The sequence below is a fragment of the Streptomyces sp. NPDC021096 genome, assembly GCF_040641275.1.
Classification (GTDB): Bacteria; Actinomycetota; Actinomycetes; order Streptomycetales; family Streptomycetaceae; genus Streptomyces.
On record NZ_JBFADG010000003.1, the window covers coordinates 435,260 to 456,456 of the forward strand.

At 72.1% G+C, this 21,197-nt stretch carries 17 protein-coding genes; 3 read left to right on the forward strand and 14 right to left on the reverse strand.

Features of this window, described 5'->3' with window-relative positions; all coding sequences use genetic code 11:
• Nucleotides 1-13 precede the first annotated feature (13 nt).
• The 4 genes from AB0G59_RS08405 to AB0G59_RS08420 all read right to left on the reverse strand — a co-directional run bounded on the left by AB0G59_RS08405 (nucleotide 14) and on the right by AB0G59_RS08420 (nucleotide 5,333).
• Nucleotides 14-1,303 carry a DUF2092 domain-containing protein gene (locus tag AB0G59_RS08405; RefSeq protein ID WP_360909288.1) on the reverse strand — a complete coding sequence of 430 codons (1,290 nt, stop codon included), beginning with the start codon at nucleotides 1,301-1,303 and terminating at the stop codon, nucleotides 14-16.
• 238 nt (nucleotides 1,304-1,541) lie between these two features.
• Nucleotides 1,542-2,552, reverse strand: coding sequence for a polyprenyl synthetase family protein (locus tag AB0G59_RS08410; RefSeq protein WP_360909290.1), 1,011 nt, complete (start codon nucleotides 2,550-2,552; stop codon nucleotides 1,542-1,544).
• Nucleotides 2,553-2,804: 252 nt separating this feature from the next.
• The gene (locus AB0G59_RS08415) at nucleotides 2,805-4,010 is read right to left on the reverse strand and encodes an NAD(P)-binding domain-containing protein (protein WP_360909292.1); all 1,206 of its coding nucleotides are present in this window, start codon (nucleotides 4,008-4,010) and stop codon (nucleotides 2,805-2,807) included.
• A 57-nt stretch (nucleotides 4,011-4,067) separates the two neighbouring features.
• The gene (locus tag AB0G59_RS08420) at nucleotides 4,068-5,333 is read right to left on the reverse strand and encodes an ATP-grasp domain-containing protein (RefSeq protein ID WP_360909294.1); all 1,266 of its coding nucleotides are present in this window, start codon (nucleotides 5,331-5,333) and stop codon (nucleotides 4,068-4,070) included.
• Between the two features lie 232 nt (nucleotides 5,334-5,565).
• Between AB0G59_RS08420 and AB0G59_RS08425 the strand changes: the two genes are divergently transcribed.
• From AB0G59_RS08425 to AB0G59_RS08435, 3 genes are all read left to right on the forward strand, one after another.
• Complete coding sequence (locus tag AB0G59_RS08425; protein ID WP_360909296.1) at nucleotides 5,566-6,774, forward strand: fumarylacetoacetate hydrolase family protein; 1,209 nt, start codon at nucleotides 5,566-5,568, stop codon at nucleotides 6,772-6,774.
• A gap of 5 nt (nucleotides 6,775-6,779) precedes the next feature.
• Nucleotides 6,780-7,496 carry a GPP34 family phosphoprotein gene (locus tag AB0G59_RS08430; RefSeq protein ID WP_360909298.1) on the forward strand — a complete coding sequence of 239 codons (717 nt, stop codon included), beginning with the start codon at nucleotides 6,780-6,782 and terminating at the stop codon, nucleotides 7,494-7,496.
• Between the two features lie 63 nt (nucleotides 7,497-7,559).
• A complete protein-coding gene (locus tag AB0G59_RS08435; protein ID WP_360909300.1) occupies nucleotides 7,560-8,069 on the forward strand; it encodes a hypothetical protein in 510 nt (169 codons plus the stop codon).
• A 91-nt stretch (nucleotides 8,070-8,160) separates the two neighbouring features.
• On the opposite strand, the gene nuoN is transcribed toward AB0G59_RS08435, so the two are convergent.
• The 10 genes from nuoN to nuoE are packed head-to-tail and all read right to left on the reverse strand — an operon-like array spanning nucleotide 8,161 to nucleotide 21,181.
• Complete coding sequence (gene nuoN, locus AB0G59_RS08440; protein WP_360909302.1) at nucleotides 8,161-9,816, reverse strand: NADH-quinone oxidoreductase subunit NuoN; 1,656 nt, start codon at nucleotides 9,814-9,816, stop codon at nucleotides 8,161-8,163.
• Nucleotides 9,813-11,435, reverse strand: a complete 1,623-nt coding sequence (locus AB0G59_RS08445) for an NADH-quinone oxidoreductase subunit M (protein ID WP_360909304.1) — start codon at nucleotides 11,433-11,435, stop codon at nucleotides 9,813-9,815. Before AB0G59_RS08445 ends, nuoN begins: the two co-directional genes overlap by 4 nt.
• A 2-nt stretch (nucleotides 11,436-11,437) precedes the next feature.
• On the reverse strand, nucleotides 11,438-13,333 hold the full coding sequence (gene nuoL / locus AB0G59_RS08450) for an NADH-quinone oxidoreductase subunit L (RefSeq protein ID WP_360909306.1): 1,896 nt from the start codon (nucleotides 13,331-13,333) through the stop codon (nucleotides 11,438-11,440).
• Between the two features lie 13 nt (nucleotides 13,334-13,346).
• Nucleotides 13,347-13,646: an NADH-quinone oxidoreductase subunit NuoK gene (gene nuoK, locus AB0G59_RS08455; RefSeq protein ID WP_071964083.1), complete on the reverse strand. Its 300-nt coding sequence runs from the start codon at nucleotides 13,644-13,646 to the stop codon at nucleotides 13,347-13,349.
• Nucleotides 13,643-14,464, reverse strand: coding sequence for an NADH-quinone oxidoreductase subunit J (locus tag AB0G59_RS08460; RefSeq protein WP_360909308.1), 822 nt, complete (start codon nucleotides 14,462-14,464; stop codon nucleotides 13,643-13,645). Before AB0G59_RS08460 ends, nuoK begins: the two co-directional genes overlap by 4 nt.
• Nucleotides 14,461-15,081 (reverse strand): NADH-quinone oxidoreductase subunit NuoI, encoded by a 621-nt coding sequence (gene nuoI / locus AB0G59_RS08465; protein WP_360909310.1) that lies wholly within the window; start codon nucleotides 15,079-15,081, stop codon nucleotides 14,461-14,463. The genes AB0G59_RS08460 and nuoI overlap by 4 nt, the downstream gene beginning before the upstream one ends.
• A complete protein-coding gene (gene nuoH, locus AB0G59_RS08470) occupies nucleotides 15,074-16,402 on the reverse strand; it encodes an NADH-quinone oxidoreductase subunit NuoH (RefSeq protein WP_360909361.1) in 1,329 nt (442 codons plus the stop codon). The genes nuoI and nuoH overlap by 8 nt, the downstream gene beginning before the upstream one ends.
• A gap of 38 nt (nucleotides 16,403-16,440) precedes the next feature.
• Nucleotides 16,441-18,960 carry an NADH-quinone oxidoreductase subunit G gene (locus AB0G59_RS08475; RefSeq protein WP_360909312.1) on the reverse strand — a complete coding sequence of 840 codons (2,520 nt, stop codon included), beginning with the start codon at nucleotides 18,958-18,960 and terminating at the stop codon, nucleotides 16,441-16,443.
• Nucleotides 18,957-20,327: an NADH-quinone oxidoreductase subunit NuoF gene (gene nuoF / locus AB0G59_RS08480; RefSeq protein WP_360909314.1), complete on the reverse strand. Its 1,371-nt coding sequence runs from the start codon at nucleotides 20,325-20,327 to the stop codon at nucleotides 18,957-18,959. The genes AB0G59_RS08475 and nuoF overlap by 4 nt, the downstream gene beginning before the upstream one ends.
• Nucleotides 20,324-21,181, reverse strand: a complete 858-nt coding sequence (nuoE, locus tag AB0G59_RS08485) for an NADH-quinone oxidoreductase subunit NuoE (RefSeq protein ID WP_360909363.1) — start codon at nucleotides 21,179-21,181, stop codon at nucleotides 20,324-20,326. Before nuoE ends, nuoF begins: the two co-directional genes overlap by 4 nt.
• Nucleotides 21,182-21,197: the final 16 nt, after the last annotated feature.

The window sequence follows — 21,197 nt, forward strand, 5'->3', positions numbered from 1 at the left end:
CTGCGCCGCGGGCCTACTTGGCCGCGTTCGCCGCCTTGACCAGTGCGTCCTTGGAGACGGCGCCGATGTAGACCTTGCCGTCGTCCGTCATCAGGGCGTTGACGATCCGGGTGCTGAAGACGCGGCCGGAGCCGAAGTCGCCCGAGACCTTGGAGCCGAAGCTGTCCAGCAGCGCCGCGGCGTCGCCGTTCTTGCCGGCCGCCTTGCCCGCGGTCTTGCCCTTGCCGGACAGGGCGCCGCCGGCGTCCTTGCCCGCGTCGAAGGCGGCGATGGAGGCCCAGCCCTCGCCGGTGACCTTCGGCTCGCCACCGCCGGTGCCGGGCAGGCCCAGCGCCTCGGGCAGCTTGCCCTTGTGGTCGCGGTCGGCGGACGGGGCGCCCTTGGCGTCGCCCTCGGTCACCTTGGCGCCCTTGGGCGGGGTGAAGGAGAAGGTGTCCGCGCCCGGCTTGCCGAAGTCGACCTTGGTGAAGGCCGCGTCGACGACCGCCTTGCCGCCGCTCTTCGGGGCGAGCGTGAACTTCAGCGGCACGCCGTTCTTGGCGTCGATCGCGATCCGCACCGAGCCGACCGTGGACTCGGCCTGCTTCGGCTTGATCACCAGCTGGTAGGCGTCCCGGCCGGCCACCTTGGCCGTGCCGTCGACGGTCATCGTCGTCGAGGAGTCAGCGGCCTCGACGACCTTCTTGGCCAGCTCCTGCGGCGAGGCGCCGGCCAGGTCCTTCGGCAGCTCGCCGGAGGGCTTGTGCGCGCCGTCGGCGCCCTTGCCCCGGGGCGCCTTGGAGTGGACGGCGGTGTTGCTGGCGCTGTCGTACGCCCAGACCTCACCGGCGTTGTGGATGACGCTGTACTCGGCGGCGCGCTCGACGAGCGACAGGCGCTGCCTTTCGGGGCCGTCGACGGCCATGCGCAGCGTGTGGGTGCCGGAGAACAGGGAGGTCAGCTTGGACTCCGGGGAGGGCGCCGGGCCGTCCTTCTTGCCGCCGCCGGCGCCGTCCAGGCCGAAGCCCGAGGGCATCGAGGGCAGCCCCAGATCGGTGGTGATCTTGACCGAGCCGGACATCTGCTGGGTGTCGGACGCGGCCATCTTGGCTATGAGGTCCTGCGCGCTGATCCTGGGCAGGTCCGGGTCGCCGGTGCTGGCGAGCGCCGAGCCGATGCCGATCGTGGCGGCGGCGATGCCGGCCACCGCGACCGGTACCGCGTAACGGACGGCCTTGCGGCGGCCCGTGGCCGCCCGGGACGCGCCGCCCTCGCCCGTACCGTCGGCCCCGTCGGTGCCCGGTGTCGGATGGATCCGTGACATGTGCTCTACCTCCGTCGTCGGCGGCGGTCTGTAGCGTCGTGCACTCGCCCACACCCAGGCTCATTGTGGCCCGACCGCTCAATGGTGGCGCGGGAGTCCGGGGTTTCCCCCGGAGAAGACGCTTTCCATTCCACCAAAACGGCCACGCGCAGTCGTCAGCCGACGGGATCAAGTCACCGTACGTCTCCGGTATGACGCCCCCTAAGGGCACCACCGCCGGAAGACGGAGCGGCCGGGCTCAGCCGGCCCGGTGCACCACCGCGTCGCAGAGCTGCTCGAGCGCCGTCTTCGCGGAGCAGTCGGGCAGCGGCGCCAGCGTCGCGCGCGCCTCCTGGGCGTAGCGGACGGTGTCGCGCCGGGCCTGCTCCAGGGCGGGGTGGGCGCGCAGCCGGCGCAGCACCTCGGCGAGCAGGTCGTCGTCGGCGAGGTCGCCGTCGAGCAGCTCGCACAGCTCCAGGTCCTCCGGCGCGCCCGTGGTCGCGGCTCTGGCGCGCAGGTGCAGCACCGGCAGGGTCGGGATGCCCTCGCGCAGGTCCGTGCCGGGGGTCTTGCCGGACTCGTGGGAGTCGCTGGCGATGTCCAGCACGTCGTCGGCGAGCTGGAAGGCCACGCCGAGCCGCTCACCGTAGTGGGTGAGGATCTCGACGATGCGCTCGTCGGCGCCCGACATCATCGCGCCGTACCGCCCGGCGACGGCGATGAGCGAGCCGGTCTTGCCGGCGATGACGTCCAGGTAGTGCTCGATCGGGTCGCGCCCGTCGCGCGGCCCCGCCGTCTCCAGGATCTGGCCGGTCACCAGGCGCTCGAACGCCTCGGCCTGGATGCGGACGGCCTCCGGGCCCAGGTCGGCGAGTATCCGCGAGGCGCGGGAGAAGAGGAAGTCGCCCGTGAGGACCGCCACGGAGTTGCCCCAGCGGGCGTTGGCGCTGTCCACGCCGCGCCGCACCTCGGCCTCGTCCATGACGTCGTCGTGGTAGAGCGTCGCCAGGTGGGTGAGCTCCACGACCACGGCCGAGGGCACCACGCCCGGGGCGTACGGATCGCCGAACTGGGCGGCCAGCATCACCAGCAGCGGGCGGAACCGCTTGCCGCCGGCCTGCACGAGGTGCTGGGCGGCCTCGGTGATGAAGGGGACGCCGCTCTTCGTCGCCTCGAGGAGTCCCTCCTCGACGGCGGCCAACCCGGCCTGGACATCGGCTTCAAGAGCCTGGTCCCGCACGCTCAGCCCAAAAGGCCCGACGACGGTCACGAGGGGTACTCCTGTCTGCCTGCGAACACGGGGATTGTCGATGTGTCGCTGTCTTGCCAAAAGTCAGCGTATCCGGTCGGCTGTCGATCACCGTGGCCGCCTGCCCATTCGATCGCTCTCCGCCGACCATCCCGTGCTGGGTTACCCCTGTGTTCCGGGAGCCAGCCCCCGGACCCCCCGGACCGCGCTGCGCGCGGTGTCCTCAAACGCCGGACGGGCTGGAAATCCAGCCCGTCCAGGTCGAGGCCCCGCTCACATCGCCGCCACCGCCCTGGCCAGACGCGGCGAGGCGTACTCGGTGCCGCACACGAACCGCATCACCGGGCCGAAGCTGGCCGCCGCCGGCAGCCCCGTGAAGAACAGCCCCGGCACCGAGGAGTGGTAGCCGGCGCCGAGCCGGGGGCCGCCCGCGCTCACCGCGAGCCGGGTGCGCAGCCCGGGCCCGAGGAAGTCCAGGGCCGCCACGTCCACGCGGTAGCCGGTCGCCGCGATGACGTGGTCGGCGCGCAGCTCGTTCTCCGGGCCGTCCACGTCGCCGGCCAGGGTCAGCACCGGGCGCCCGGCCTCCACCCGCGCCCGCACGATCTGCTTGCCCTCGGTCACCTGGACCCGGCCCACGAACCGCTCCCGCAGCCACCACGCCCCCAGCGGCCCCAGCACCCGGCGCACCAGGAAGGCCCGGGTGGGCGCCGGGAGGTGGCGGAAACCGTCCGCGTGGTACGAGAACGCGTACAGCGACCAGGCCCGCCCGAACGGGGTGTCCGGCTTCAGCGGCGACTGCCCGTCCGGGGCCGCCCCGAACCGCACCGCCCCGCGCCGCCGCGCGAGGACCCGCACCGAGCCCGCGCCCGCCTCGGCCAGCAGCACCGCCGTCTCCAGCGCGGACTGCCCGGCGCCGACGACCACCACGTCCCGGCCGGCGAAGACCGACAGGTCGCGGTGTTGCGAGCTGTGCGAGAGGGGGCCGCTCGCCGAGGGCCCGTCCGGCACGGCCGCGGCCAGCTCGGGCGGCAGTTGCGCGAACCCGCTCAGGCCCGTGGCCACCACCACGGCCCGCGCGGCGAACTGCTCCCCCGAGTCCAGCTTCAGCTCGAAGCCCGAGCCCGAGGTGCGCCGCTCCACCGACACCACGCGCTCCCGCTCCAGGGCGGGCACCAGGCGCTGCTGGAACCACAGGCCGTAGCCGGCGAACGTCTCGACGGGGATGGCGTCCCAGTCCGATTCGTACCGCCGCTCCCCCACGTCCTGGCAGAAGTCGAAGAGGGTGTGGCCCGGCTGCGGGGCGTCGATGTTCGAGGCGACGGGGGTGGATTTGAGCAGCATCCCGGCGGGCATGTGCTCCCGCCAGCTCACCATCGGCGAGCCGAAGACGCGCGTCGGCACAGAGCGCGCCTTCAGGTGAGCTGCGGTCGAGAGGCCGTACGGACCGGCCCCGATGACGGCTACGGGAAGTGTCACGGGTCCCCTCCCAGGGCGTGACCCGGCGGCGGGCCGGGCGACGTCGATACGCGGTTTTCAGTCGGCTTGCTCGGCAGCGGCGGCGGAGCGGCGCCTGGAGCGCCACAACTGCCACAGATGCCGCGCGCCCGGCCGCACGAACCGGGCGAGCATGGTGAAGAACGGCTTCATGTCGTCACGGGCAGCCCACGCCAGCTCCGTGCCGCTCGCCCGGGCGGGGGCGTGGGGGGTGGTGTAGCCGCTGCGACGGTAGGCGGCGAAGGCGGGCAGGTCGATGTTCTCCACGATGAAGCGGCGGCCCGTGAGCTGCTCGGCCTCCGGGACGGGCCGGCCGGTCAGGTCCAGGTGCTGGGCCCGTACGACGTCGATGCCGGCCTCGTTCTCGAAGAGCCGGAACTGGGCTCCCATCCGGGGGTTGAAGTCCAGCAGCTTGTACCGGCCGTCGCGCCGGTCGAACCGCCAGTCCAGGTCGATGATTCCGCAGAAGCCGATCTGCTTGATGAACTGCGCGGCCATGGCGGCCAGTTCCGGATTGTCCACGACGTAGGCGTTGGCGGTCATGCCCGCGTGGGGCGGCCAGGAGCGCACCTTCACGCCCGTGAACATCGCCAGCGGGGTGCTCTCGGCGTCGAAGTAGGCGTGGACGATCCAGTCCTCGGCCTCCTCACGGGGCAGGTACTCCTGCAGGATCACCCCCGGCGAGGGCCCCCAGCCGCGCGCCAGCTCCAGCAGCTCGCGCGGGCCGCCGATGCGGGTCGTGCCGTGCACGGCGGGGTGCGCGCGCCGCTCGAAGGCCTCGCGGTTCTTGGCCACCAGCGGGAAGGAGGCGACCGAGGCGTACTTCTCGATCTCCTCGTACGAGGCCGGGAACAGCGCGGAGGGGGAGGGCACCCCGTGCTCCGCGCACAGCTCGTGCAGCCCCTGCTTGCTCGCCAGGCGGCGCGGCAGCGCCCGCTCGACGGGCGGGAAGAGGAAGGAGCCCGCCAGGGCCTCGGCGTGCTCGGCGATCAGCACGGCCGCTTCCTCGTCGGTGGGGATCAGCACCGCCGGCCGGCCGATCCTGCGTCCGATCCGCAGCAGACCCGCCACCAGCTCCTCCGGACGCTCGGTGCCGGTGGTCGGCCAGACGAAGCCGGAGCGCAGATAGCGGGAGAGGGCGGCGGGAGTCCATCTGTCCTCGGTGACGGCGTACATCGGGACACCCAGCCGGCCCAGGCTCCGGATCGCGCCCACCCCGCCGTGGTGCAGGGGATAGTCGCCGATCTTCACAATCAGCCCGGGTACGGACCGGTCCGCCGCTACGGGCGCGCTCCTGCTCGCCACCAGCACCCCCCTCGGCCACCCAGCCTCAGCGGCCCCCCACTGTGTGTGACCCGACTTAGGACGCTACTTCGGAATCGCCGCGTCCAGCAAGGAGTTACCGGACATTGCCTTCCCTTTGGCCTCCGGTCGGACACCTGTCGGACAGCTCTTGCCCATAAGCGGTCACCACGTAATGTGTGGATCGGCCCACAGGTTCGCAAGGAGCGTCCAGGAGAAGGCGAGGCAGCGTCCCATGCCCCAGCACCACCCCCGTGAGCTGCCCGAAGGCGACCCCTTCGGCGCACACACTCTCCCGTACGGCGTCTTCACCACCGCGGACGCGCCCGACCGCCCGCGCATCGGAGTCCGCTACGGCGCGCACGTCCTCGACGCGGCCGCCGCGGCCGCCGCGCACGGTTCCGCTTACGCCCCGCTGCTGGCCGCGCCGACCCTCAACCCGCTGATGGCGGCGGGGCGGCGGGTGTGGCAGGCGGTACGGGCGGAGATCCGCGGCTGGATCACCGGCGAGGCGCACTTCCACCCGCTCGCGGAGGTGACGCTGCGCCTGCCGTTCGAGGTCGCCGACTACGTCGACTTCTACGCGAGCGAGCACCACGCCACCAACGTCGGCCGCATCTTCCGCCCGAACGGCGAGGCGCTGACCCCGAACTGGAAGCACCTGCCGATCGGCTACCACGGCCGCGCCGGCACGGTCGTGGTCTCCGGCACGGACGTCGTGCGCCCCCAGGGCCAGCGCAAGGCCCCCGCCGACGCCGGCGCGCCTCTTGCCCCCACCCAGCCCGGCCCGGTATTCGGCCCCACCCTGCGCCTGGACATCGAGGCCGAGGTCGCCTTCGTCGTCGGCACCCCCGCGCCGGACCACACGCCGGTGCCGCTCGGCGCCTTCCGCGAGCACGTCTTCGGCGTCTGCCTCCTCAACGACTGGTCGGCCCGCGACCTGCAGGCCTGGGAGTACGTGCCGCTCGGCCCGTTCCTCGGCAAGTCCTTCGCGACGTCCGTCTCGGCGTGGGTCACCCCGCTGGACGCCTTCGACGAGGCGCGCACGGCGCCGCCGGAGCGCACCCACCCGCTGCTGCCCTACCTCGACGACTCCGCCGCCGAGCCCGGCGGCATCGACCTGCGCATCGAGGTGAGCATCAACGGCGAGACCGTCTCCCGGCCGCCGTTCGCCGCCATGTACTGGACGGCCGCCCAGCAGCTCGCCCACATGACGGTCAACGGCGCCTCGCTGCGCACGGGCGACCTCTACGCCTCGGGCACGGTCAGCGGCCCCGAGCCGGACCAGCTGGGCTGCCTGCTCGAGCTGACCCAGGGCAAGGGCCCCTGGCTGGCGGACGGCGACGAGGTCACGCTCACCGCGTGGGCCCCCGGCCCGGACGGCTCCCGCATCGGGCTCGGCGAGGTCTCCGGCCGCATCGCGCCGGCGCGCACGGCGGGATAGGGCGCGTGAACGGGGGACTCACGCTGCCGGAGGAACTGCTGCTGCTCGCGCACGACCCGGTGGACGGAAAGAAGCTGTGCCCGTCCCGGGACCTCGAGTACGGCCTGGCCGGGGCGGTCCTGGCGGAGCTGGAACTGCTCGGGTGCGTACGGGAGGAGGGCGGGCGGCCCGTGGCGGTCCCCGGGGCGGCCCGGCCGGCCAACGCCCTGCTCTCCGTGCCGCTGTGGCGGCTGCGCCCGCCCGGCGAGGGCCCGAAGACCTACAAGTGGATACGGGTCAACGCCAGGGGCCAGGAGGAGTCCTGGGTGATGGGGCTGCTGCAGCGGCGGGCCCTGCGGGTGGAGCGGCGGTTCGCCGGCATCGTCCGGCGGCTGCGCTTCCCGGTGGGCGCGGTCGACCTCACCACCCCGGCGCGCGCCTCCCTCGACGCGGCGCTGCGCGCGGGCTTCCCCGAGCCGCGCGACCGGGCGCTGGCGGCGCTGGCGTCCGCGACCGGCATCACCAGGGCGCTCTACCCCGGTTGGGGCGCGCGCCGGGACCGCAAGGCCATGCGCCGCCTCAGGCGCGGCCACTGGATCTCCTACGCCGTGCACCGCAACGTCGTGGCGGGCTCCGGCTCGTCCGACGGTGGCGGCGGCGGTGACGGAGGCGGCGGAGACGGTTGTGGCGGTGGCGGCAGCTGCGGCGGCGGGGGCGGCTGTGGAGGAGGCGGCGGCGACTGACCGCTGCTAGCTTGTCGTGTCCAGTTCCAACCGGGGCCGGACACGACGAAGGAGAGAGCGCACGTGCGCAAGGCAGTACAGATCACGGGGGCGGCGCTCATCGCCGCTGTGCTGATGACCGGTTGCAGCAAGAGCAGCGACGACGGTGACAAGAAGACGGACGCCAAGCCCAGCGCGGACGCCGGCCAGCAGACGCCCGGCGGCGAGGCCCCGAAGGACAAGCCGGCGGACAAGCCGGAGAGCAAGCCCGTCACGGCCGCCGAGCTCGCGGGCGGCTGGTCGAACGGCGGCAAGCTGACCGACAAGAGCATGGTCATCCTGTCGTTCGCCCAGAACACGGTGATGCTCAGCGGCAAGACCGCCTGCTCGGGCACGCTCGTCGACAACTCCCAGCCGGCGACGATCACCATCAAGCACTGCCAGGACGGCAGCACCGACTACTCCAAGGGCACCATCAAGAACTTCGACGGCAAGTCCTTCACGGTGGCCTGGGCCTCCGGCAAGGAGGACAAGATGTCCAAGGCCGTGGGCGGCGACGGCAAGCCCGTCGTCCCCGTGAAGCCGGCCGGCTGAACTCACCGGCATCACCGGCACCCGCAGACATGCCGCCGCCCGGCGCCCTTCCACGGGGACGCCGGGCGACGGGTGCAGCGGTGTCCGGCGGCTACCTCACGAACGTCCCCGCCTGGCCCGCCAGCTCGAGGAAGTACTGAGGCGCCACACCGAGGACGACCGTGACCGCGACGCCCACGGCGATGGCCGTGGACGTCAGCGGGCTCGGCACGGCGACGGTCGGGCCGTCGGCCTTCGGCTCGCTGAAGAACATCAGCACGATCACCCGGATGTAGAAGAACGCGGCGATCGCCGACGACAGCACGCCGACGATGACCAGCGGCGCCGCCCCGCCCTGCGCGGCCGCCTTGAAGACGGCGAACTTCCCGGCGAAGCCGCTGGTGAGCGGGATGCCCGCGAAGGCCAGCAGGAAGACCGCGAAGACCGCCGCCACCAGCGGCGAACGGCGCCCGAGCCCCGCCCACTTGGTCAGGTGGGTCGCCTCGCCGCCGGCGTCGCGCACCAGCGTCACCACCGCGAAGGCGCCGAGGGTGACGAAGGAGTACGCGGCCAGGTAGAAGAGCACCGAGGAGATGCCGTCGGGGGTGGTGGCGATGACGCCGGCGAGGATGAAGCCGGCGTGGGCGATGGAGGAGTAGGCCAGCAGCCGCTTCACATCGGTCTGGGTGACGGCCACGATCGCGCCGACCAGCATCGTGACGATCGCGACGCCCCACATGACGGGCCGCCAGTCCCAGCGCAGCCCCGGCAGGACGACGTACAGCAGCCGCAGCAGGGCGCCGAAGGCGGCGACCTTCGTCGCGGCCGCCATGAAGCCGGTGACCGGCGTGGGGGCGCCCTGATAGACGTCGGGCGTCCACATGTGGAACGGCACCGCACCCACCTTGAACAGCAGCCCCATCAGCACCAGGGCGCCGCCGATCAGCAGCAGGGCGTCGTTGCCCATCGTGCCGGCCAGCGCGGGGTCGAGGGTGCGGGTGGCGCCGCTGACGACGTCCGCGATGCCGGAGTAGGTGACCGTGCCGGCGTAGCCGTACAGCAGTGCCACTCCGAAGAGCAGGAAGGCGGAGGAGAAGGCGCCCAGGAGGAAGTACTTGACCGCCGACTCCTGCGAGAGCAGCCGCTGGCGGCGGGCCAGGGCGCACAGCACGTACAGCGGGAGGGAGAAGACCTCCAGCGCGACGAAGAGCGTCAGCAGGTCGTTGGCGGCGGGGAAGACGAGCATGCCGCCGATCGCGAAGAGCGTGAGGGGGAAGACCTCGGTGGTCGTGAGGCCCGCGCGGACGGCCTTGCGCTCGGCTTCGCCGCCGGGCACGGCGGCGGCCTGGGCGGCGAAGGAGTCCACCGGCCGGCCGTGCGCCGCCGGGTCGAGCCGGCGCTCGGCGAAGGTGAACACCGCGACCACGCCGACCAGGAGCACGGTGCCCTGGAGGAACAGCGCGGGGCCGTCGACGGCGACCGCCCCCATGGCCGCGATGTGCGCCTTGTCCGAGGCGTAGCCGCTCGTCGCCAGCGCGACGACGGCGGAGAAGGCGGCGGCCAGGCCGACGACGGTCAGCAGGAGCTGGGCGTGGTAGCGGGCCCGGCGCGGCAGGAAGGCCTCGGCGAGGACGCCCAGGACGGCGGCGCCGAGCACGATCAGCGTCGGCGAGAGCTGGGCGTACTCGATGTGCGGGCCGGGGATCTTCTTCGGCGCCTCGGCCGCCGCCAGTGTCCACAGGCTGTGGACAGATGCTGCGTGGCTCACTTCGCGGCCTCCACATCGTTCGCTCGGCGGTCGTTCACTGGGCTGGCGGGCTCGGGGTCGCTCTTCTCCACCTGCGACAGCGTGTGCTCGACGGCGGGATCGAGGATCCGGGTCACCGGCTTGGGATAGACGCCGAGGAAGAGCAGCAGCGCGATCAGTGGTGCGACGACCGCGAGCTCGCGCACCCGCAGGTCGGGCATCGTGCGCACCGCCTCCTTCACCGGGCCGGTCATGGTGCGCTGGTAGAGCACCAGGACGTAGAGCGCGGCCAGCACGATGCCGACGCTCGCGATGACGCCGACGACCGGATAGCGGCTGAACGTGCCGACCAGGACGAGGAATTCGGAGACGAAGGGCGCGAGCCCGGGCAGCGACAGCGTGGCCAGACCGCCGACGAGGAAGGTGCCCGCGAGGACGGGTGCCACGCTCTGGACGCCGCCGTAGTCGGCGATGAGCCGGGAGCCGCGCCGGGAGATCAGGAAGCCCGCGACCAGCATCAGCGCGGCCGTGGAGATTCCGTGGTTGACCATGTAGAGCGTGGCGCCGGCCTGGCCCTGGGTGGTCATCGCGAAGATGCCCAGGACGATGAAGCCGAAGTGGGAGATCGAGGCGTAGGCGATCAGGCGCTTGATGTCGCGCTGGCCGACCGCGAGCAGCGCCCCGTAGAGGATGCTGATCAGCGACAGCACCAGGATCACCGGCGTCGCCCACTTCGACGCCTCCGGGAACAGCTGGAGGCAGAAGCGGAGCATCGCGAACGTGCCGACCTTGTCGACCACCGCGGTGATCAGCACCGCGACGGGGGCGGTGGCCTCGCCCATGGCGTTGGGCAGCCAGGTGTGCAGCGGCCACAGCGGTGCCTTGACGGCGAAGGCGAAGAAGAAGCCGAGGAACAGGGCGCGTTCGGTGGTGGTCGCGAACTCCAGCTTGCCGTCGACGCGGGCCTGGACGATCTCCGTGAGGGAGAAGGTGCCGGTGCCCAGCTGGTGGGCGGTGACGGCGTAGAGCCCGATGACGGCGGCCAGCATGATCAGTCCGCCGACGAGGTTGTAGAGCAGGAACTTCACGGCGGCGTAGCTGCGCTGGGCCGCGCTCTCCGCCTCGCCGCGCTCCCCCGCCCGGTCGCCGAAGCCGCCGATGAGGAAGTACATCGGGATGAGCATGGCTTCGAAGAAGATGTAGAAGAGGAAGACGTCGGTGGCCTCGAAGGCGATCACCACCATCGCCTCGACCATGAGGATCAGCGCGAAGAAGCCCTGGGTGGGCCGCCAGCGCGTCGAGGTGTCCTCCAGGGGGTCGGCGTCGTGCCAGCCCGCCAGGACGACGAACGGCACCAGCAGCGCGGTCAGTGCGATGAGCACCACCGCGATGCCGTCCACGCCCAGGTCGTACCGCACCCCGAAGTCCTCGATCCAGGCGTGCGACTCGGTGAGCTGGAACGGGCCCTTCGCGTCGGGGTCGAAGCGCACGAGCTGGACCGCCGCGAGCGCCAGGGTGGCGAGCGAGAAGGCCAGGGCCAGCCACTTGGCGGCCGCGCGGCGCGCGGCCGGTACGGCGGCGGTGGCGACCGCCCCGAGGGCGGGCACCGCCGCCGTGGCCGTCAGCAGGGGAAATGACATGACTAGACCGCCCTCATCAGCAGGGTCGCGGCGATGAGCAGCGCCGCACCGCCGAACATCGAGACCGCGTAACTGCGCGCGAAGCCGTTCTGCAGCCTGCGCATCCGGCCTGAGAGCCCGCCGACGGAGGCGGCGGTGCCGTTGACGACGCCGTCGACCAGCGTGTGGTCGACGTAGACCAGGCTCCGGGTGAGGTGTTCGCCGCCGCGGACCAGCACGACGTGGTTGAAGTCGTCCTGCAGCAGGTCGCGTCGGGCGGCCCGCACCAGTGCGTTGCCGCGCGGCGCGGTGACCGGCACCGGCGCGCGGCCGTACTGCGCCCAGGCGAGCGCGACGCCGACGAAGAGGACGACCATGGTGGCCGCGGTGACCTGCACGGCGGTGACCGGCGAGTGGCCCTCGGCGTGCCCGGTGACGGGCTCGAGCCAGTTCAGGAAGGCGTCGTTGACGCTGAACAGGCCGCCGGCGAAGACCGATCCGAAGGCGAGCACGATCATCGGGACGGTCATCGTGCGCGGCGACTCGTGCGGGTGGGGCAGCTCGCCCCGCTCGTCCGGCTGCCAGCGCTTCTCGCCGAAGAACGTCAGCAGCATCACCCGCGTCATGTAGTACGCGGTGATGGCGGCGCCCAGCAGTGCCGTCCCGCCCAGGATCCAGCCCTCGGTGCCGCCCTTGGCGAAGGCCGCCTCGATGATCTTGTCCTTGGAGAAGAAGCCGGACAGGCCCGGGAAGCCGATGATCGCGAGGTAGCCGAGGCCGAAGGTCACGAAGGTGATGGGCATGTACGAGCGCAGGCCGCCGTAACGCCGCATGTCGACCTCGTCGTTCATGCCGTGCATCACCGAGCCGGCGCCGAGGAAGAGCCCGGCCTTGAAGAAGCCGTGGGTGACCAGGTGCATGATCGCGAAGGCGTAGCCGATCGGCCCCAGCCCGGCGGCGAGGATCATGTAGCCGATCTGGGACATCGTCGAGCCCGCCAGGGCCTTCTTGATGTCGTCCTTCGCACAACCGACGATCGCACCGAAGAGCAGCGTGACCGCGCCCACCGTGACGACCGCGGTCTGGGCGTCCGGCGCCCCGTCGAAGATCGCCCCGGACCGGGTGATCAGATACACGCCGGCGGTCACCATGGTCGCCGCGTGGATGAGCGCGGAGACCGGCGTCGGGCCCTCCATCGCGTCCCCGAGCCAGCTCTGCAGCGGCACTTGGGCCGACTTGCCGCAGGCGGCGAGCAGGAGCATGAGCCCGATGGCGGTCAGCTTCCCCTCGCCGGCCCGGTCCGCGTTCTCGAGCACGGGACCGAAGGCGAAGGTTCCGAAGGTCGTGAACATCAGCATGATCGCGATGGACAGGCCGACGTCGCCGACGCGGTTGACGAGGAAGGCCTTCTTGGCGGCCGTCGCCGCGCTCGGCTTGTGCTGCCAGAAGCCGATCAGCAGGTACGAGGCGAGGCCGACGCCCTCCCAGCCCACGTACAGCAGGAGGTAGTTGTCGGCGACGACCAGGAGCAGCATCGCGGCGAGGAAGAGGTTGAGGTAGCCGAAGAAGCGCCGGCGGCGCTCGTCGTGCGCCATGTAGCCGATCGAGTACAGGTGGATCAGCGAGCCGACGCCCGTGATCAGCAGCACGAAGGTCATCGACAGCTGGTCGAGCTGGAAGCCCACGTCGGCGCGGAAGTCGCCGACGGGCACCCAGCTGAAGACGGTCGCGCCCAGCTCGCGGTCCTCGGCGTCGCGGCCCAGCATGCCGGCGAAGAGCACCGCGCCGATGACGAAGGACAGGGCGGCGAGCAGCGTGCCGATCCAGGGGGCGCTGCTGTCGAGCCGGCGGCCGCCGCAGAGCAGCAGGCCCGCGCCCAGCAGGGGCACCAGGACGAGCAATCCGATGAGGTTCTCCACCGTCAGTGTCCCCTTACAGCTTCAGCAGGCCGGCGTCGTCGACCGAGGCCGAGTGGCGGGAGCGGAAGATCGTCACGATGATCGCGAGACCGATCACGACTTCGGCGGCGGCCACGACCATCGTGAAGAAGGCGATGATCTGGCCGTCGAGATTGCCGTGCATCCGGGAGAAGGTGACGAACGCCAGATTGCAGGCGTTCAGCATCAGCTCGACGCACATGAAGATGACGATCGCGTTCCGCCGGATGAGCACGCCGGCGGCGCCGATGGTGAACAGCAGGGCCGCCAGATAGAGGTAGTTGACCGGATTCACTGGGCACCCTCCTGCGAACGGTCCTTGTGCCGGCCCAGCCGCTCCTCCGCGCGCTGCTCCAGCGCCGCCAGGTCCGCAAGTGCCTCGGCGGACACGTCGCGGATCTGGCCCCGGGCGCGCAGCGTGGGGTTGACGGTGAGCTCGGACGGTGTCCCGTCGGGCAGCAGGCCGGGGACGTCGACGGCGTTGTGCCGGGCGTAGACGCCGGGCGCGGGCAGGGGCGGCAGGTGCTGGGAGCGCACGCGCGCCTCGGACATCTCGCGCTGGGTGGCGGCCCGTTCGGTGCGCTCGCGGTGGGTGAGGACCATGGCCCCCACGGCCGCGGTGATGAGCAGCGCGCCGGTGATCTCGAAGGCGAAGACGTACTTGGTGAAGATCAGCGCGGCCAGCCCCTGGACGTTGCCGCCGGAGTTGGCCTGGCCCAGGCCGTTGAACTGGTCCAGCGAGGCGTTGGCGATGCCGGCCGCGAGCAGGATGCCGAAGCCCAGCACGCACAGCCCCGCCAGCCAGCGCTGGCCTCTGATCGTCTCCTTCAGCGAGTCCGCGGCCGTGACGCCCACCAGCATCACCACGAACAGGAACAGCATCATGATCGCGCCGGTGTAGACGACGATCTGCACGATGCCGAGGAAGTAGGCGCCGTTGGCGAGGTAGAAGACCGCCAGGACGATCATCGTCCCGGCGAGCGACAGCGCGCTGTGCACGGCCTTCTTCATCAGCACCGCGCCCAGGGCGCCGGCCACGGCGACGACCGCCAGCAGCCAGAACTGGACCGCCTCGCCGGTCGACGTCGCCGAGGCGGCGGCAGCGACGCTCATGCCTCCACCTCTTCCTCGTGGTTCTCCTTCGGCTTCTCGCCCTTGGAGACGGCCACCTGCCGCTCCGTGCCCGGCGCGGCCTCGGTCACCAGGCCCCGGTAGTAGTCCTGTTCGGTCATGCCGGGGTAGATCGCGTGCGGGGTGTCGACCATGCGGTCCTCCAGCCCCGCCAGCAGCTGCTCCTTCGTATAGATGAGCGACTCGCGGCTGGCGTCGGCCAGTTCGTACTCGTTCGTCATCGTCAGCGCCCGGGTCGGGCAGGCCTCGACGCACAGGCCGCACAGGATGCAGCGCAGGTAGTTGATCTGGTAGACGCGGCCGTAGCGCTCGCCCGGGGAGTAGCGCTCCTCCTCGGTGTTGTCCGCGCCCTCGACGTAGATCGCGTCCGCCGGGCAGGCCCAGGCGCACAGCTCGCAGCCGATGCACTTCTCCAGGCCGTCGGGGTGGCGGTTGAGCTGGTGACGGCCGTGGAAGCGCGGCGCCGTGTGCTTCTTCTCCTCCGGGTACTGCTCGGTCAGCCGCTTCTTGAACATGGCCTTGAAGGTCACGCCGAAGCCGGCCACGGGATTCTGGAAGGGGGTCCGGGGGGCGTCCCCCCGGGAAGACTCGCTAGACACCGTCGGCCTCCTCTCGGTCACTGTGAGTGTCCACCCCGCCACTGACAATCAGCTCCGCGTCACGGCGCGACCGGCGCCGGGGCACGGGCGGCAGCGTCTGACCGGGCAGCGGGGGCACGGGGAAGCCGCCCGCCATCGGGTCGAACGGAGGCGCCGGCTCCGCGACGCCCTCCTCCCCGGCCTTGTCGCCGTCGCGCCCGCGGAAGACGTCGACGAGGAGCGAGAGCAGCAGGATCGCGAGGACCGCGCCCCCGACGTACAGCACGATGTCCTGGAAGTCGTAGTTCTCGTTGCGCAGCGCCCGTACGGTCGCGACGAGCATCAGCCACACCAGCGAGACCGGGATGAGCACCTTCCAGCCGAGCTTCATCAGCTGGTCGTAGCGGACCCGGGGCAGCGTGCCGCGCAGCCAGATGAAGAAGAACAGCAGCAGCTGCACCTTGATGACGAACCACAGCATCGGCCACCAGCCGTGGTTGGCGCCCTCCCAGAACGCGGAGAGCGGATACGGGGCCTGCCAGCCGCCCAGGAAGAGCGTGACCGCCACCGCCGAGACCGTCACCATGTTCACGTACTCGGCCAGCATGAACATCGCGAACTTGATGGAGGAGTACTCGGTGTTGAAGCCGCCCACCAGGTCACCCTCGGACTCCGGCATGTCGAAGGGGGCCCGGTTCGTCTCCCCGACCATCGTCGCGATGTAGACGAGGAAGGAGACCGGCAGCAGCAGTACGTACCACCGGTCGTGCTGGGCCTCGACGATCGTCGACGTCGACATCGAGCCGGAGTAGAGGAAGACCGACGCGAAGGCGGCGCCCATCGCGATCTCGTAGGAGATCATCTGCGCGCAGGAGCGCAACCCGCCGAGCAGCGGGTACGTCGAGCCCGAGGACCAGCCGGCCAGCACGATGCCGTAGATGCCGATCGAGGCGACCGCGAGGATGTACAGGATCGCGATCGGCAGGTCGGTCAGCTGCATCGTCGTGCGGTGGCCGAAGACGGAGACCTCGTTGCCCGCCGGGCCGAAGGGGATCACCGCGATGGCCATGAACGCCGGGATCGCGGCGACGATCGGCGCGAGGACGTAGACGACCTTGTCGGCGCGCCGGACGACCAGGTCCTCCTTGAGCATCAGCTTGATGCCGTCGGCCAGCGACTGCAGCATGCCCCAGGGGCCGTGCCGGTTGGGGCCGATGCGCAGCTGCATCCAGGCGACGACCTTGCGCTCCCAGACGATGGAGAAGAGCACGGTCAGCATCAGGAACGCGAAGCAGAAGACGGCCTTGACGACCACCAGCCACCACGGGTCCCTGCCGAACATCGACAGGTCCTCGACGGCCAGTCGGCTCAGTGCAGGGTTCACGACCGCACCTCCCGTCCCGCGTCCCCGGCGCTCTCGGCGCCCTCATCGGCGGACGCCCCGATCCGTACGAGCTGTCCCGGGCACGCCCCGGTGTCGGAGGCGACGCCGCCGCCCACCGAGTTCAGCGGCAGCCACACCACCCGGTCCGGCATCGGTGTCACGCACAGCGGCAGCCGGACCGTGCCGGCCGGGCCGGTCACCGCCAGGTACTCGCCGTCGCGCACGCCCGCCTCGGCCGCCGTGGCCGCCGAGAGGCGGGCGAGGGCGGCGTGCCGGGTGCCGGCCAGCGCGTCGTCGCCCTCCTGCAGCCGGCCCAGGTCGAGCAGCAGCCGGTGCCCGGCCAGCACCGCCTCGCCGGGCTCCGGGCGCGGCAGCGGCCGGCCCGGTTCCGACGGGCCGGCGGCCCGCTCACCGCTCCAGCGGCCCAGGCGGGCCATCTCCGCCCGTACGGCCGGCAGATCGGGCAGGGCGAGGTCGGCGCCCATCGCGTCGGCCAGCATGTGCAGCACGCGCGCGTCCGGCAGGGCGTGCCGCCGGGCCAGCTGGTCCGGTTTGACCGCGGCCTCGAACGGCCGTGCCCGGCCCTCCCAGTTGAGGAAGGTCCCGGACTTCTCCACGACGGCCGCGACGGGCAGCACCACGTCGGCCCGGTCCGTCACCTCGCCCGGCCGCTGTTCCAGGCTGACGAGGAAGCCCACCGCGTCCAGCGCCTCCCGGGCGCGCGCCGGGTCGGGCAGGTCCGCGACCTCCACGCCGCCCACGACCAGGGCCGCCAGCTCGCCGGTGACCGCCGCCCCGACGATCTGGCCGGTGTCCCGGCCGGGGCTGCGGGGCAGTTCGGACACGCCCCAGGCCGCCGCCGTCTCCTCCCGCGCCCGCGGGTCGGTGGCCGGCCGGCCGCCCGGCAGCAGCCCCGGCAGGGCCCCTGCCTCGACCGCGCCCCGCTCCCCCGCCCGGCGCGGCATCCACACCAGCTCCGCACCCGTCGCCGCGGCCGCCTCCACGGCGGCCGTCAGCGCGCCCGGCACGCCTGCCAGCCGCTCGCCGACCACGATCACCGAGCCGGCGGCGCGCAGCGCCTCCGCGGCCGCCCGGCCGTCGGCGTCCAGGCCCGAGGCCCCGGCCAGCGCCCGCAGCCACTCGGTCTCGGTGCCGGGCGCGGCCGGCAGCAGCGTGCCGCCGGCCTTGCGCAGGCCGTCACTCGCGTGCGTGGCCAGCGCGAACGTACGCTGCCCGCGCTTGCGCCAGGCCTTGCGCAGCCGCAGGAAGACGCCGGGCGCCTCCTCCTCGACCTCCAGACCGGCCAGCAGCACGGCGGGCGCCTTCTCCAGCGCCGTGTACGTAAGTCCCCGGCCGTCCAGGTCCCGGCCGCGCCCCGCCACGTGGGCCGCGAGGAAGTCGGCCTCCTCGCCGCTGTGCACCCGCGCCCGGAAGTCCACGTCGTGCGTGTCGAGCGCCACGCGGGCGAACTTGGCGTAGCCGTAGGCGTCCTCCACGGTCAGCCGGCCGCCCGCCAGCACCCCGGCCCGGCCCCGCGCCGCCGCGAGCCCCCGGGCCGCGGCCTCGAGCGCCTCCGGCCAGCTGGCGGGCTCCAGCGCCCCGGCCTCGTTGCGGACCAGGGGCGTCTCGATGCGCTCCGGCCGCTGCGCGTAGCGGAACGCGAAGCGGCCCTTGTCGCACAACCACTCCTCGTTGACCTCGGGGTCCTCGGCGGCGAGGCGGCGCATCACCTTGCCGCGCCGGTGGTCCGTGCGCGTCGCGCAGCCGCCCGCGCAGTGCTCGCAGACCGACGGGGAGGAGACGAGGTCGAAGGGGCGGGCACGGAATCGGTACGCCGCCGACGTCAGCGCGCCCACCGGGCAGATCTGGATGGTGTTGCCGGAGAAGTACGACCGGAACGGGTCGCCCTCGCCCGTGCCCACCTGCTCCAGCGCCCCGCGCTCCAGCAGCTCGATCATCGGGTCGCCCGCGATCTCGTTGGAGAAGCGGGTACAGCGCGCGCACAGCACGCACCGCTCGCGGTCCAGCAGGATCTGCGCGGAGATCGGCAGGGGCTTGGTGTAGGTGCGCTTGCGGCCCTCGAAGCGGGTGTCGGCCTGCCCGGCGCTCATGGCCTGGTTCTGCAGCGGGCACTCGCCGCCCTTGTCGCAGACGGGGCAGTCGAGCGGGTGGTTGATCAGCAGCAGCTCCATCACGCCGCGCTGCGCCTTCTCGGCGACGGGCGAGGTCAGCTGCGACTTGACGACCATGCCGTCGGTGCAGGTGATCGTGCAGGAGGCCATCGGCTTGCGCTGGCCCTCGACCTCGACGATGCACTGCCGGCAGGCGCCGGCCGGGTCCAGCAGCGGATGGTCGCAGAAGCGCGGGATCTCGATGCCGAGCAGCTCGGCCGCCCGGATGACGAGCGTGCCCTTGGGCACGGAGATCTGGATGCCGTCGATGGTGACGGACACCAGGTCCTCCGGTGGGACGGCCGCGTTCCCTCCCGGGGAGGGGGCGGACGTGGTGACGGTCATGCGTTCACCCCCAGGTGAGCGTGCTGGTGGTTGGCGGGGCCGTCGGCCCACACCGTCGACTTCGCCGGGTCGAAGGGGCAGCCGCGGCCCTTGATGTGCTGCTCGTACTCGCCGCGGAAGTACTGCAGCGAGGAGAAGATGGGGCTGGCCGCGCCGTCGCCGAGCGCGCAGAAGGACTTGCCGTTGATGTTGTCGGCGATGTCGGCGAGCTTGTCGAGGTCGGCCATGCGGCCCTTGCCGGCCTCGATGTCCCGCAGCAACTGCACCAGCCAGTAGGTGCCTTCGCGGCAGGGCGTGCACTTGCCGCAGGACTCGTGGGCGTAGAACTCGGTCCAGCGGGTCACCGCCCGCACCACGCACGTCGTCTCGTCGAAGCACTGCAGGGCCTTGGTGCCGAGCATCGAGCCCGCCGCGCCCACGGCCTCGTAGTCGAGCGGTACGTCCAGGTGCTCGTCGGTCAGCAGCGGGGTCGAGGAGCCGCCCGGCGTCCAGAACTTGAGCCGGTGGCCGGGGCGCATGCCGCCGCTCATGCCGAGCAGCTGGCCCAGGGTGACGCCGAGCGGCGCCTCGTACTGGCCGGGGCCCGCGACATGGCCGCTGAGGGAGTAGATCGTGAAGCCCGGGGACTTCTCGCTGCCCATCGAACGGAACCATTCCTTGCCGCGGTTGAGGATCGCGGGGACCGAGGCGATGGACTCGACGTTGTTCACGACGGTGGGGCACGCGTACAGGCCCGCGACGGCGGGGAAGGGGGGCCTCAGCCGGGGCTGGCCGCGCCGGCCTTCGAGCGAGTCGAGGAGGGCGGTCTCCTCGCCGCAGATGTAGGCGCCCGCCCCCGCGTGCACGGTGACGTCGAGGTCGAGTCCGCTGCCGAGGATGTTCCGGCCGAGATAGCCCGCCGCGTACGCCTCGCGCACGGCCTCGTGCAGCCGGCGCAGCACGGGGACGGTCTCGCCGCGCAGATAGATGAAGGCGCGGCTGGAGCGGATCGCCCAGCAGGCGATCACCATGCCCTCGATGAGGGAGTGCGGGTTGGCGAAGAGGAGGGGGATGTCCTTGCAGGTGCCGGGCTCGGACTCGTCGGCGTTGACGACGAGGTAGTGCGGCTTGCCGTCGCCCTGGGGGATGAACTGCCACTTCATGCCGGTCGGGAAGCCGGCGCCGCCGCGGCCGCGCAGCCCGGAGTCCTTGACGTAGGCGATGACGTCGTCGGGGGTCATGGCGAGGGCCTTGCGCGCGCCCTCGTAGCCCTCGTGGCGCAGATAGGTCTCCAGCGTCCAGGAGCGGGGCTCGTCCCAGAAGGCGCTCAGGACGGGCGCGAGCAGCTTCTCGGGACTGGTCTCGAAGATCTCGGGTGCCACGGTCATCCCTCCCCCTCCTCGGTGACCGGTCCGCTGGGGTGATCGGGGTCCGAGGCGGATGTCTGCGGTGGATGCTGCGTCCCGGAGGGACTCGATGAGGGGTGGTGGTCGGGCGACGGGTGGGAGTGGGAGCTCAGGTGCTCCGGGGGGCGCTCGTCATGCGGGGGCGCGCCCCGCGGGGGGCCGACGCGGGCGGTGCCGTTCTCGCCCTTGGCCAGCCGCAGCCCGGCCAGCGAGGCGGGGCCGGCGCCGCCGCTCGCCTCGACGGCGCCGGGGCGCCGGTCGGGGAAGCCGGCCAGGATGCGGGCCGTCTCCCGGTACGTGCACAGGGGGGCGCCGCGCGTGGGTTCGGCGCCGCGGCCGGCCCGCAGGTCGTCGACGAGCCGGATGGCGCTCTCGGGCGTCTGGTTGTCGAAGAACTCCCAGTTGACCATCACCACGGGCGCGAAGTCGCAGGCCGCGTTGCACTCGATGTGTTCGAGGGTGACCTTGCCGTCGTCGGTGGTCTCGCCGTTGCCGACGTCCAGGTGGCGCTTGAGGGCGTCGAAGATGGCGTCGCCGCCCAGCACCGCGCACAGCGTGTTGGTGCAGACGCCGACCTGGTAGTCGCCGCCGGGCTTGCGCCGGTACATGGTGTAGAAGGTCGCCACCGCCGTGACCTCGGCCGTGGTGAGCCCGAGGAGCTCCGCGCACAGGCGGATGCCGGTGCGGGTGATGTACCCCTCCTCGGCCTGCACGAGGTGCAGCAGCGGCAGCAGGGCGCTGCGGCTGTCGGGGTAGCGGGCGATCACCTCCCGGGCGTCCGTCTCGAGCCGGGCCCGTACGTCGGCGGGGTAGTCGGGCGCGGGGAGTTGCGGCATCCCCAGCTGTACGTCG

Bases quoted from the DNA above. Each gene is read 5' to 3' on its own strand.
- AB0G59_RS08405 (WP_360909288.1), bottom strand. From the start codon at position 1,303: ATGTCACGGATCCATCCGACACCGGGCACCGACGGGGCCGACGGTACG.
- AB0G59_RS08445 (WP_360909304.1), bottom strand. From the start codon at position 11,435: ATGTCATTTCCCCTGCTGACGGCCACGGCGGCGGTGCCCGCCCTCGGG.
- nuoH (WP_360909361.1), bottom strand. From the start codon at position 16,402: ATGTTCGGCAGGGACCCGTGGTGGCTGGTGGTCGTCAAGGCCGTCTTC.
- nuoF (WP_360909314.1), bottom strand. From the start codon at position 20,327: ATGACCGTGGCACCCGAGATCTTCGAGACCAGTCCCGAGAAGCTGCTC.
- AB0G59_RS08460 (WP_360909308.1), bottom strand. From the start codon at position 14,464: ATGAGCGTCGCTGCCGCCGCCTCGGCGACGTCGACCGGCGAGGCGGTC.
- AB0G59_RS08475 (WP_360909312.1), bottom strand. From the start codon at position 18,960: ATGACCGTCACCACGTCCGCCCCCTCCCCGGGAGGGAACGCGGCCGTC.
- nuoE (WP_360909363.1), bottom strand. From the start codon at position 21,181: ATGCCGCAACTCCCCGCGCCCGACTACCCCGCCGACGTACGGGCCCGG.
- AB0G59_RS08425 (WP_360909296.1), top strand. From the start codon at position 5,566: ATGCCCCAGCACCACCCCCGTGAGCTGCCCGAAGGCGACCCCTTCGGC.